Source organism: bacterium (assembly GCA_040757115.1).
In the GTDB taxonomy this organism is placed as follows: Bacteria; UBA9089; CG2-30-40-21; order CG2-30-40-21; family SBAY01; genus JBFLXS01.
Map to the genome: position 1 here is coordinate 1 of JBFLYA010000115.1, position 12,528 is coordinate 12,528.

Below are 12,528 nucleotides of genomic sequence, written 5' to 3' on the forward strand. Positions count from 1 at the left end.
ATTCAATTAAAAGTTAGTCAGGATGAAATGGGTTTGATAAAGGTCAATCTGCCAGCAGGGGAAAATTACATTGTGAAGTTAAAATATGAAGATGGACTGATGGAACAAATTGGCTGGATTATCACCAGTTTATCCTTGGTGAGTGTTTTTCTACTAATAGGAATTTGCTTTTTGCACATTCTGAAGATATTATAGTATAAATTTTTCCTGAGTCAACAAAAAAATTTCGTAACCGTCAGGTAGTCCTTTACCGCAGAGACGCAGAGGAACAGAGAAGATATGGAAATAAATCAGATAACAGAAAAGATTATTGGTGCAGCCATTGAAATACTTATGACCTGCTTGCCGACTGTTCAGCAGGCAAGCCAGATTTGTTAATCCATCCCTGATTTTCATCAGGGCAAGTTTAATGTTGTTGTACTCAAGAGCTTGCACTGATGAAAATCAGGGATGTTAAGCGTATCGTCCATAAATTTTAATTTTCTTCTCTGCGTCTCTGTGTCTCTGCGGTGAACGGTTACTAAAATTCAACCTTGACAGGTGCAAGATTAATAATGTATAATAGGGGAAAATGAAAATCTTGATTATTCAAACAGCATTTATTGGAGATGTGATTTTAGGGACACCACTTTTGCAGACCATTGCCACGGCAGGAAGTATGGAGCACAAAGCACGAAACACGGAGCAGAAAGCAGGAAACAAAGAATTATCTATTATAACTACACCGCAAGGGAAAGAGATTTTAGATGGAAATCCTTATCTTAATCAGATAATTGTCTATGATAAAAAGGGACAAGATAGGGGCTTTTTTAAATTCCTGGAAATGGTAAAAAAGATTAAAAGGGAAAAATTCGATATTGCGGTCATTCCACATCGTTCACTGCGAAGCAGTTTGTTGGCTTATTTAGCTAAAATACCTGAAAGAATTGGATTTAACACAAGTGCTGGCTTTTTCTTGTTGACGAGAAAAGTCCCATATTTAAGAAATAAGCATGAAGTAGAGCGGAATTTAGAGTTAGCCTCCACAGGATTGGGAATTAAGGCAATTGAGCAAAATTTAAGTATTTTTTTATCGGAGAAAGAAAAGAATTTTGCCAGAAGATTCCTTGAGGAAAACAATGTTGGAGATGACTTTTTAATCGGGTTTGCCCCGGGGTCTATCTGGCAAACTAAACAATGGTTGACTTCAGGTTATGCCCGGGTGGGTGATGAATTAAGCAAAAACTACAAGGCGAAAATTATTATCTTTGGAAGTAAGGCGGACGCAGAAATAGCTGAAAAAATAAGCAAACAGATGAAAATTACACCAATTATTGCCGCTGGTAAAACAAATCTTAAAGAATTATCTGCCTTAATTTCAAAATGTCATCTATTCGTTACGAATGATACCGCGCCAATGCATATTGCGATGGCTTTTAAGATACCGACGGTGGCGATATTTGGTCCAACAACCCTGGATATTGGTTTTGGACCTTATGGTGAGAATTTTGTCGTGGTGGAGCGTTCAGGACTTGCCTGCCGACCTTGTAGTTTGCATGGTCCCCGTCAATGCCCGAAAAAACACTTTGCCTGTATGAATGAAATATCACCGCAAGAAGTCATCTCGGCTTGCCAAAAACTTGTTTAATTGTAATTATTAAAGGTTCTATACACGATAACCTTTTCATCTTCATAAAAAGGCTTTTTAAATAAATTATGCATAGAACTAAGAAAGTTATCCATATCTTCTTTCTTTGAAAAAATCTGGCATATTGACTGAGTGTTAGAATCCAGTACCAATTTTATAACTGGATTTAAAGCAAACGGAATTAATCCTCTCAGAAATTTTTCCTGCCTTGATTTAGGTGAAAAAGGCTTGAATCTTTCATTAAAAAACATTTCTTTATGAATTATAATATATTTAATATTATATTCCTTTAAAATTTTTATACAATCTGCCTGTTTTATCTGTGTAATTTTTGTATTAATCTCAGAGGGATTTGTAAATATATTGATAAACCGAGTGTTGTAAATAAATTCTCTAACACCAGGAGATGGATGATTAATATATCCCCCTATTATCTTCTTTTGATGGATGGTTTGAAAATACATATTCAGACCTTGAACATAATTGTCTCCGTCATGAATCATTGTTTTAAAAGGGAGTTCGAGAACCGCATAATCTCCTTTTTCTTTTCCTAAATAGGCAAAAATTGGTGATGGAGTAAATTTAGAAGCAGGTAAAGGTATAATTAAATATTCTAAGCATATTAACAAGGATATAATAGTTAATACCATAATAGCGTATTTTCCCCTGGAAAAATATTTGCATGTATATCCTGATAATACTGCTAAACACAACATTATCATTACCATATATCGCCATGGAGCTCGCATAAGACTCAATACAGGTAACTTATGTAATATTAACATCGGCAGAGGTATGTTATCATATATCTTTCCTAAAAAGACAGGATGAGGGCCCACAGAGAGGATAAAGAAAACAAAAATTATTACTATCCAGAATATTGCAATATACCTTTTCATTTTAAATAGAGAAGATGCGGCTAAAACTATGACTATATATCCATAAAATACAAACCAGCAGACAGAGAGAAAAGGAGAAAAACTAAATCCATACAAACTTGTTTGCATAGGAATCTGCCGTAAAGGCTTAAAGGTGATAAAACCTTTAAGTATTGGATATGCAAATGGGAAGATTAATATTCCAAAGGTAATTATCATAAAAAGGGATTGCTTGATAAAATTTAGACAAAGGATTTTTTCACGCTCAAATATTAAGAAATACAGGATAAATATGATGATAAAAAGAAAAGCAAACACCATATAATACCAGGATGATAAAGATATCAAGGTTAAAAAAATCCCTCCGGAAATTGCATTTTTTGTTCTGTTTCCCTCAAACATCTTTAATAAATAGAGGCAAAAGAAAGGAAACCATTCAATACTTAAAGGGTCTAACACACCATAGTGGAGTAAATGATACGGACAGAAGGCATAGATAATACCCGAAATGAATGCAGAAGGTCTATGGTCAGTAAGGTGTTTTACTAATAGATAGGTTCCAAATCCACTTACAACAACCGAAAATAAGAAAAGCAGATTATATACAGCTATTCTTCCCATAATTAGTTGTAATGGAATACCTAATAATAGCTTATCCCAGGCGAATTGCTGAAGACTTAAAGTAGTACCTGTGGGATAAAAAATTTCTGATGTAAAAAATGGTGTAGTATGTAATTCAAGTAAGGCTTTCTTTACCCACCATAGATTCCATAAGGTTAGTCCGAAGTCTCCAGTAGGGAATGCAAAAGGGGTATTAATTTTAAAGGCTATTGGGTAAGTAAATATGATAGTTAAGATAATATACCCAAAGAGAATGAGTCCATAGTTTCTCCATAAATTTTTCATTTTAGCACCTTCCTATATAATCATATCCAGGTCAGAATCACCGAGGGTAAGAAACCAATTTTTGGGTTCTCTTAAAAACTCCATCGGCACATCGGGAATTATAGACCGGCCAATATATCTATAGACCGTAGAGCCCTTTCTCACAAAAAAGCCACATTTTTTAAGGGTCTTTAAATAGAAGGCATTTTTAGGCTCTAAACAACAGATAGAATTTACCTTTTGTTCTTTAAAATATTTTGTTGCCCGCCAGATAAGACTCTCAAATCCTTCTTTCTCTGCTAAAAAGTCAACTATGTAACCTGTATTTTGATAGACTCGTAAGACAATATATCCTGATATCTCCTTTTTCTTTTCGGCTAAAAAGATAGTATATTGGACATCCGGACATCTAACAAACCGCCAATTTAAATACTTCATATCACGGATAGAGATGGCATTAAAGTTTTTAGAGATACGATTCCAGAAGTCGTCTATTCGGGAGTTAAAGGACGAAATTTGAGTAAGAGTTATCAGTGGGGATTTTTTGGGTTTAAAGATAAGATCAGAAAGAAGATTTAAAGGAAGAGTAATGAATTTAGGTATTAATTTGTTTTTAACAAATTTAGTCACGGTGTTTTCCAGATTAACAGATTTTTTCATTAATGGATTAAAAGATATATGGACATCGAAACCAGCTATTCTTTTCCAAAGTAAATAAGCGGGTTCCGTTGGGAAACCAATATTTAAAGGATTTTCCTCATAAGCCTTTTTGATTAACAAATGCCCTCTGCCACGATATTTAGGATGGGTCATATGGTCAACTAACCAATATGCCTGGTAGGTTTTTGTGTTAATTAACACTTTGGTAGATATGCCACAGATAAATCCGGCTAATTGGCCTTTATATTCTAATATCCGAATAAAAGGACCTTCTTTGGGGTTATTGGGATTATCCTCAAATTTCCAGTCCCATCTTTTTCTACACACTTGGGCAATCTCTTTGCCCCATACTTCCTCATATAATTTAAAAAGCAATTCTTTATCTTCCTTTGTGTATTTTCTTACAGACCATAGTTTTTCCATTTTTATTGCCTGAATTTATACAGGAATTTTAACCTTTTTTATTCCCCTTTTTGTAATTTTTAAACCTGTATGTAATTCAATTACATCTCTGATACCTTGTAAAGTTCTTTTTAAATTTCCGTCTGAATAATATTTGATTTTTCGATGCCATTGAATTAATTTTTTTAAATCCGTTTCGCAAGTATAATAAGGTGCAAGTTTATCAGAAAGCCAGAAACTATCATCCATAAAATTATATTTTTTTGCCCTTTCGTATAAGCCGGTCCCAGGAAAGACCATCGCAATCTGTAATTGAATAATATCCGGTCGAGTTTCTTGCAGAAGTTTTATTGTTTCATTTATACTCTGTTTATTTTCGCCTGGATTTCCCACCATTAAAAAGGCACCTGTAGTAATTCCAATTTTCTTTGTAAATTTCAAGACATTAACCATTTCATCTCTTGAGGGTATTTTTTGAGTAACATTCTTCAGAACATCTGTCGAACCTGATTCAATTCCAAAACCAATAAATCTACATCCTGCCTCATAGGCTATCTTTAGCATCTCCTCAGATACAAATTTTACACCTGTTTGAAATCCCCAGAATAATATATTAAGTTTTTTCTCTATGAGCATTTTAGAAAGCTCAATAACCCTTTTTTGGTCAACAGAAAAGATATCATCTATAAAAGCAAAGGTATTACAATTATAGTCATTATATAGCCACTCAATCTCTTTCATAATACTTGAAGCCGACCGTGCCCGCCATTTACTTCGCCAGATTTTGTTCACCGAGCAAAACTCACATCTAAAAGGGCATCCGCGTGAGGTTATAAGATAACCGGTTCGCAAGTCTTTATAATTTATTCCATTAATCTCAGCTATCTCACGAAGTAAATATCCTCCGGTGTACATATTAAAATCCATAAAATGGAAAGCAGGAAATGGGAGTGAATCAAGGTCACTAATAGATTCTCGCTCCTCAGTAGTAATCACCTTTTGGTTATGGAGATAGGCAATACCTTTAATCTTTCCTATTTCTCCCTGATTTTGCCAGGTATTTACCAATTCCCGCATAGTATCTTCTCCCTCTCCTATTATTACTCCATCCACCGGGAAATTGGTAAGAATCTGTTCATACATTAATGTTGCATGTGGACCACCTAAAATAACCTTAATATTTTTATCTATTGCTTTAACCAGGTATATTAATTTAAATAGGCTACCCCGTTGGTCTGACAGCGTCGTAATTCCTACAATTTGAGGACAAAAATCTCTGATTTGTCTTTCCAACTGTTGCCAATTATATTGATATGCATCAATAATCTTTATCTCATGGCCATCTTTCTCTAATACCGCGCCAATAGAGAAAAGTCCAATAGGTGCAAAGGCAGATTCTACTGGCTCATCTTCTAAATATCTTGAATATGCAGATGGATGAAATAGAGGTGGATTTATTAATAGAAGTCTCATCGTTAATAACTCCATTAAAACGAAACTGAGGTAATCCGTTTCTAATGCTTTTCCTCTTTGCACTCCCTGGTTTCGTCACCGTTCACCGCAGAGACGCAGAGAAAAAATTAAAAACTATTTACCACATGCTTCATTCCATCACGGATTTTCATCAGAGCAAGCTTTTGAAAACCGACATATCATGATTGATTAACAAATTTGGTTTTGAGGGCCTATGTAGGACAATGATTGCCTCAATAATCTTTTCTGTTGTCTGATTTATTTCAATCTCTTCTCTGTTCCTCTGCGTCTCTGCGGTAAATTACCACCTGAACGGTTACCTGGTTTCTTTCATAGTTTGAGACGACCATATCCTTAGACTTAACCATCTCTTTATAAATTCAATATCCTCAGAAGTAATTATACCTATCTTAAATATCAAAATAATATAAACCGATATAAACACTAATCCTGCCATTAAAAGAGTGAATAAATCTGGATAGTTAAAAATGGTAATAGGATAAATTAAGAGACCACAACCTGAAGCAACTATAAAGATATTAATAAGATTTCTCCAGGGAAGAATACCGTCAAATGGAATTTTTAATGAGTGTTTTATGATAAAAAAATAAAAGAATATAGTGAGATATGCAGATAACAAGATACCGATTGCCGGACCTATAAAACCCATAATCTGAACGAACAAAAGATTAAGGATAACATTTGAGATAAAAAATAGGGCGGCACCGGCAAAGATAGGTTTAGTTTGACCTATCCCCTCAAGAACCTCACCATAAAGAAGCATTCTTACCGGCAGTGCACATAAATAAATTCTAAAGATATTGGTGCTTTCGATGTAATTTTTTGTGAACAGCAAAGTTATAATTTCCTCACCCATTGTAAATAAAAATACAAATATCGGTAGTATAATTAGGGCTATTTTGCTTATATATTTATGCCAGAGTTGAATCAATTCTTCCTTCCGAGATTGGTGATGCAGTTCACTAAATTTTGGCATTAAGACATTTCCTGCTGGCAAAAATAGCATCTCGACCAATGCTACCTTAGATGTCCCAACCGCATAGATAGCATACCTTTGAACCGAGAAGAATATAGAAATTACAATCTTATCGACCATTACCCCTAATCCGCCCACAATCTCAGCCAAACCTCGTGGGAGAGTATATTTCAATTGGGAACGGAGTAATTGAGGATTCCAATTAAATTCCCATCCCTTCATTAAATATACGGTGTAGAAAAGCATTAAACCGCAGGAAATACTGCCAAATACTACCATCCAGTTAATTAGCCCGGCTAATCCATAACCTAAAAATAAAGGAATGATAACTATAAATGCAATGATAGTGTTTACTATCGATAAACCAGCAGATAATTTTTGTCTATCTACCGCAAGTAATAAATAGTTAAAATATGCCGCCGGGAAAGTAAAAAATAGATATATGCTCAGTATCTTTAGTAACTTTGATAAATCAGGGTTATTAAAGTAATCTCCGATATTTTTAGAAAGACACCAGAGGATACAAGAAGAAGTCAATCCCAACAGTGATAAAATGATAATTGATTGAATGACAAATCCTGCTCGTTCAATTTTTACTCTCGGAATAAAATAAGCGATACTTCGTGGAATACCTAATGAGAAAATAACTGTAACTATTGTCGAAATAAGCATTATCTGTTTATAAGTGCCGTAGTCAGATATAGATAATATTCTGACAAGTATCATACTCAGAACTAATCCAGATACTCCACTAATAACATTGGATAAGACAACTATCGCGACTTTATCTGAAAGAGAAAATTTTGCCATTTGCTTTGATTAATATAACATATAACGATAAGAAAGTCAAGGGTTTATTTTTGTAACAGAAATTCTCGGTGAAAAATTAGATAGAGACTCATTATTCCTTATTTTCCTCTCAAAATCTTTACGAAAAATTTTTTTCTCTATCTCTCCTCAACATAGGTGAATTCAGTTTCTAAAAATTCACCGAGAATTGCTGTTTTTGTAACCGTTCAGGATATAGCCACAGAGTCACAGAGAACACAGAGGGAATATATAACCACGAATGAACACAAATACAAAAAGATTTGTAGTGCGCGGCTAAAGCCTCGTATGTGTTTAGCGTATTTATGCATTGGATACAAACCTGAAAGGTTTGAATTTTACATAACCGTAGGTGAAACCTACGGAAATGGACATCTACGATGTCTCTCAACCCTGAAAGGGTTGAATTTTAAACGAGGGATAAAATTCGACCCTTTCAGGGTCGCAGAGTGCATGTATGTGTTTCTTCCGTAGATTGCATCTACGGTTATGTGAAGTTTGACGCTTTCAGCGTCGGGGAAAAATATCGTCACGCTAAACACATACAAAGCCTCGCACTACAAATCTTTTCGACCTGTGCGGTTAAATGTAAAATGGATAATGTAAAATGAGAAATGTAAAATGAAAATGTATAACTGAAAGGTAACGAGTCTTGCGAAGTACTAAAATTTCCCATTTTTCATTTCCTATTTTACATTTATTTTTCCTTTGCGTCTGGGCGATGAATTAGTCTAATCGCACAGGTGGAATCTTTTTATTATTTGTGTTCATTCGTGCTTATATATTCCCTCTGTGTTCTCTGTGACTCTGTGGCTATATCCCTGAACGGTTACAAAAATTCCCGAACCCCGATTTTCAGGAAAAATTGCTGTCTGCCAATAAAAACTTTATTTTATAAGCACTTAAGTAAAAAAATAAGTAAAAGATAAAAAAAGATAAAAAAAGATAAAAAAAGACTTGACAAATTTCTTAAAATATGTTATATTATAATTGCTCACTTCTCCTTCGCCCAATGCCGTCTTGTGGAGCTTAAATGTGCACATTGAGTACGGCATTGGGTAAAATAATATTTATGCCTGCCTATCGTGAGATTTTCCATTAAATATTCACCCCAGGAGGGATATTTATATATTAAATTCGAATAAGGAGATGAATTAAAGATGGAATTGAAATGTTATTGTTGTCAATCTTATATTGACGGACAAGATTATTTAGAAGTAGTCTTTAAAGGGACAATAATTGGTTACATCTGTAAAAGATGTAAAGAAAATTAATGAAGAGGTGAGATTAATGAAAAGGAAATTTGAAATAGCACCGGTAGAAGGAAGTAAAAATTTAGTAGAGGTTACCTTTAAGCAAGGTTTTAATCTCCAAATAGATAAGAAAAAGAAAGTTTTGGTAAAATTTGTGATGATAATAATGCACTATGCCGGCGGTGCGGCGACATTTTTTACCCCAATGTTAAATTTTACCGACAGAGCTTTCCACAACATAAAAACACGTTTCCACGAAGTAGGCTCTAAATCACTATTTCATGGGAACCATTATAAACAAAACGCTCGCAAAATCTCAGATGCTCATATTGGGAAAATTCTAACTTTAATTGTTCAAAATCCCACAGTTCCTAATCGAGTAATTGCCGAGGAATTTAATGCACTGGGAGAATTACAAATAAGTTTTAGAAGTGTAGAAAGACTCCGTAATCTCTATAAATTAAAGAAGAAGAAAAAAGGATTATGAAATAAGAAAAGGTTTCATATCGCAAAAAGTTTAGATTATTCGAGACAGAAGGGTATCGGGATTTTAAATTATCGATAAAAATTCGAATGGGAGAAAAAATGAAGGCAAAAGAAGATATTTTTCTCCTCACCGTAGAGGAAGTAGCAGATATTCTTCGTGTCCAACCATTAGCCGTCTTTAAGAGATTGTATGGGAAGGAGCTCCGCGCAATTAAATTAGGCTGTAAAACAGTTCGATTCAGGAAGAGTGAGCCGTATCGATATATTAATTGGAAAGAAAGCCAAAATTTTTATGTCAAAGGGAAGAAATTTGAAAATATAGGAGATGTGAACAATACAGTTGACTGCCTTAAGAATGCCACCAGTATATATCCCCTGAATAAATCTGCTCACCTTGAATTAGGCAAAATTTATTATAAAAATATAAAAGAAGACCAAACATATTATGAACTGGCTAAACAAAGATTTGAAAAAGGACTAAAAATTGATTTTGAAGATAGAGATATACATTTATATTTGGGGAAAATGGGGATAACTCCCCAGGAATTAAATTCTCACAATTCAAATTCCATTGAAGAAGAACTATTAACGATAAAGGAATTATCTGAGATATTTAGAGTTCAGTACTTGAAGGCTTACGAAATGGTTATAAACAATGAAATTAGAGGAATACATATTGGTAGATGGAAAATCAGAAGAACAGAAATCGAAAGATATCTTGAGCAACAAGAGAGTGAGTTGGTTTATAAATGGGCGATAGAAGAAAAAGAACTTGGAAATATAGATAATGCTATGGAATATTTTAAAGAAACAACGCGGATTTATCCATTCCATAGAGATGCTCATCTCCAACTTGCAGAAATCTATTGCGAAAAAATGAAATCTGATAAAATTTACCTGTTATGGGCACTGAAGAGACTTGAGAAAGCATTTAAAATTGATCCTGAAAGATTGGAAATTCAAGAAAAGATAAAAGAATTAGAAAAATTAAAAAATTAGCAATTTTTCGACCTGTGCAATTAGAAATAAAAGGATAATTGATTAAACAGATTACATTTTTTATTGTAAGCGGATTGAACGGATTGAACGGATTTTTTTTATTTCTTTTTCCGTTAAATCCGCTTACTAAATCCACCCGCTTACTATTAAAAATCTGCTTCCTTAATTTTCTACCTGCACAGGTCGCAATTTTTTTAACTATCACTAACTTTCTAACCCAACTTCATAGCGGTTTCTTAACCATAACCTTTTATCCAAAAAGGCTTCTTGTCCCACCACCGCCTTCTTTTTATCTCACTTGTGGGTATAAAAGCTCGGGCTACCAATTCCCCTCATTTCACTGACACATTGCAGTAATCTACATTTTTTTCTTGACAGAAATATCCTTTTACCGTATAATAATATTAAACAAATAAATTTAATAGAAAGGGGGATTAACATTGAAGATAGGAGTGTTAACTGGTGGTGGAGACTGTCCGGGACTTAATCCGGCGATTAGAGGGATAGTCTTAAGGGCAATAGATTTAGGATATGAGGTTATTGGCATTAAAGATGGCTGGAAAGGAATGGTTAATGGTGAGACACAGTCTCTTAATATAAACGATGTTGAGGGAATAATTTCAAAAGGGGGAACAATACTTGGCACCTCGCGAACTAACCCTTTTAAAAAGGAAGGGGATAAAGAGAAGGTTTTAGAAAATATTAAAAAATTAGGATTAGATTGTATCATTGCCATTGGTGGTGAGGATACTCTGGGTGTTGCAGAGAAATTCTATCAATCAGGGGTAAAAGTAGTTGGAGTCCCTAAAACTATGGATAATGACCTGTCATGCACTGATTATACCTTTGGTTTTGATAGTGCGGTAACCGTAGCCGTAGATGCCTTAGAACGATTGCGGGATACCGCACAGTCACATCGGAGAGTGATGGTTTTAGAAGTAATGGGTAGATATGCTGGTTGGGTATCTCTTTTTACAGGTATTGCCGGTGGGGCAGATTGGATATTGATTCCAGAAATTCCGGTTGACCTGGATAAAATGTGTGACCATTTAAAGAAACTACGGCAACGAGGAAAACCTTATGCCGTCATTGTTACCTCTGAAGCCGTCGAATTACCAGGAATGGCTGAACAGGAGCAGGAAAAGGATGCCTTTGGGCATATTATTCTTAAAGAAAAAGGTGTTGGAGAAAGAGTGGCGGAAGAGATTAAAAAGCGAACCGGGTTTGAAACAAGGGCGGCAGTCATTGGACATATCCAACGCGGTGGGGCTCCAACGGTCTTTGACCGAATGTTAGGCATTCGTGTCGGAGTAAAGGCGGTAGATTTAATCGCTAACCAGCAATTTGGACAGATGGTCTGCTTAAAAGGAAATGAAATACAATCTGCTCCTTTAAAAGAGGCAGTCGCAGAACTTAAAATGGTTACCCAACAATGGTGGAATTTAGCTCAAATACTCTTTAAGTAATGAGGTCGGAGGTAGAAAATTGAAATTTAAAAAAGGTTTAATTGTAGGTTTTTTTGCCGGAATAATCAGGGTGATTTTAAATTTATTAAAATATAAGCTGTTTAAAAGCTATTATATTCTTCCCGCTCTATATTCACCTCGATTAAATGGTGACCCAACTCAATGGCTGCTACAAACAGCACTTACAGATTTAATTGTGGGTATACTTTTTGGTCTGCTTTTTGTTTTGTTAATTAACGCCTTGCCAGGAACCAAAATAAAAAGAGGGCTGGGATATGGATTTGTTATGTGGGTGATTAGTGAGTTACCCTCCTTACTTACGGCATATACAACCCGGATGATAGATTTAGGGTTAATTACCTTGTGGGGAATAGCCGGATTAATAAGCAGTTTTGTAATTGGGATGGGAATAGTATTTATTTATGACCTGATGTTAAAACAAGAAGTTAAAGATGTGCGGTATAATGTCAAGTAAAAAAAGACAGACTATCCCCCAGCAAGATATAACTAAATTTAAAAAAACTAAAAATTGAGATAAATCTTGTTAACATAATCTGCTCTTTGATAATTTATT

General features: G+C 34.6%; 10 protein-coding genes. 6 read left to right on the plus strand and 4 right to left on the minus strand.

Annotated elements, in window-relative coordinates; genetic code table 11:
* Both AB1422_11105 and waaF read left to right on the plus strand, forming a co-directional pair.
* Nucleotides 1-195: hypothetical protein (locus AB1422_11105; GenBank protein ID MEW6619863.1), on the plus strand; the 195-nt coding region annotated here is incomplete at its 5' end.
* Between the two features lie 376 nt (nucleotides 196-571).
* A complete protein-coding gene (gene waaF / locus AB1422_11110; GenBank protein ID MEW6619864.1) occupies nucleotides 572-1,627 on the plus strand; it encodes a lipopolysaccharide heptosyltransferase II in 1,056 nt (351 codons plus the stop codon).
* Here the strand turns inward: waaF and AB1422_11115 are convergent.
* The 4 genes from AB1422_11115 to AB1422_11130 all read right to left on the minus strand — a co-directional run bounded on the left by AB1422_11115 (nucleotide 1,624) and on the right by AB1422_11130 (nucleotide 7,732).
* Nucleotides 1,624-3,411 carry a hypothetical protein gene (locus tag AB1422_11115; protein ID MEW6619865.1) on the minus strand — a complete coding sequence of 596 codons (1,788 nt, stop codon included), beginning with the start codon at nucleotides 3,409-3,411 and terminating at the stop codon, nucleotides 1,624-1,626. The genes waaF and AB1422_11115 overlap by 4 nt on opposite strands.
* Nucleotides 3,412-3,423: 12 nt before the next feature.
* Nucleotides 3,424-4,473, minus strand: coding sequence for a GNAT family N-acetyltransferase (locus AB1422_11120; GenBank protein ID MEW6619866.1), 1,050 nt, complete (start codon nucleotides 4,471-4,473; stop codon nucleotides 3,424-3,426).
* Between the two features lie 15 nt (nucleotides 4,474-4,488).
* A complete protein-coding gene (locus tag AB1422_11125; protein MEW6619867.1) occupies nucleotides 4,489-5,925 on the minus strand; it encodes a radical SAM protein in 1,437 nt (478 codons plus the stop codon).
* Nucleotides 5,926-6,241: 316 nt separating this feature from the next.
* Nucleotides 6,242-7,732: an oligosaccharide flippase family protein gene (locus AB1422_11130; GenBank protein MEW6619868.1), complete on the minus strand. Its 1,491-nt coding sequence runs from the start codon at nucleotides 7,730-7,732 to the stop codon at nucleotides 6,242-6,244.
* Nucleotides 7,733-9,040: 1,308 nt separating this feature from the next.
* Between AB1422_11130 and AB1422_11135 the strand changes: the two genes are divergently transcribed.
* The 4 genes from AB1422_11135 to AB1422_11150 all read left to right on the plus strand — a co-directional run bounded on the left by AB1422_11135 (nucleotide 9,041) and on the right by AB1422_11150 (nucleotide 12,429).
* Nucleotides 9,041-9,490 carry a hypothetical protein gene (locus AB1422_11135; protein MEW6619869.1) on the plus strand — a complete coding sequence of 150 codons (450 nt, stop codon included), beginning with the start codon at nucleotides 9,041-9,043 and terminating at the stop codon, nucleotides 9,488-9,490.
* An 86-nt stretch (nucleotides 9,491-9,576) separates the two neighbouring features.
* Nucleotides 9,577-10,488 (plus strand): excisionase family DNA-binding protein, encoded by a 912-nt coding sequence (locus AB1422_11140; GenBank protein ID MEW6619870.1) that lies wholly within the window; start codon nucleotides 9,577-9,579, stop codon nucleotides 10,486-10,488.
* 440 nt (nucleotides 10,489-10,928) lie between these two features.
* Nucleotides 10,929-11,954, plus strand: coding sequence for a 6-phosphofructokinase (locus AB1422_11145; protein ID MEW6619871.1), 1,026 nt, complete (start codon nucleotides 10,929-10,931; stop codon nucleotides 11,952-11,954).
* Nucleotides 11,955-11,973: 19 nt separating this feature from the next.
* Nucleotides 11,974-12,429 carry a hypothetical protein gene (locus tag AB1422_11150; GenBank protein MEW6619872.1) on the plus strand — a complete coding sequence of 152 codons (456 nt, stop codon included), beginning with the start codon at nucleotides 11,974-11,976 and terminating at the stop codon, nucleotides 12,427-12,429.
* The last annotated feature ends 99 nt before the right edge of the window (nucleotides 12,430-12,528 follow it).

Bases quoted from the DNA above. Each gene is read 5' to 3' on its own strand.
- waaF (MEW6619864.1), top strand. From the start codon at position 572: ATGAAAATCTTGATTATTCAAACAGCATTTATTGGAGATGTGATTTTA.
- AB1422_11115 (MEW6619865.1), bottom strand. From the start codon at position 3,411: ATGAAAAATTTATGGAGAAACTATGGACTCATTCTCTTTGGGTATATT.
- AB1422_11120 (MEW6619866.1), bottom strand. From the start codon at position 4,473: ATGGAAAAACTATGGTCTGTAAGAAAATACACAAAGGAAGATAAAGAA.
- AB1422_11125 (MEW6619867.1), bottom strand. From the start codon at position 5,925: ATGAGACTTCTATTAATAAATCCACCTCTATTTCATCCATCTGCATAT.
- AB1422_11130 (MEW6619868.1), bottom strand. From the start codon at position 7,732: ATGGCAAAATTTTCTCTTTCAGATAAAGTCGCGATAGTTGTCTTATCC.
- AB1422_11135 (MEW6619869.1), top strand. From the start codon at position 9,041: ATGAAAAGGAAATTTGAAATAGCACCGGTAGAAGGAAGTAAAAATTTA.
- AB1422_11140 (MEW6619870.1), top strand. From the start codon at position 9,577: ATGGGAGAAAAAATGAAGGCAAAAGAAGATATTTTTCTCCTCACCGTA.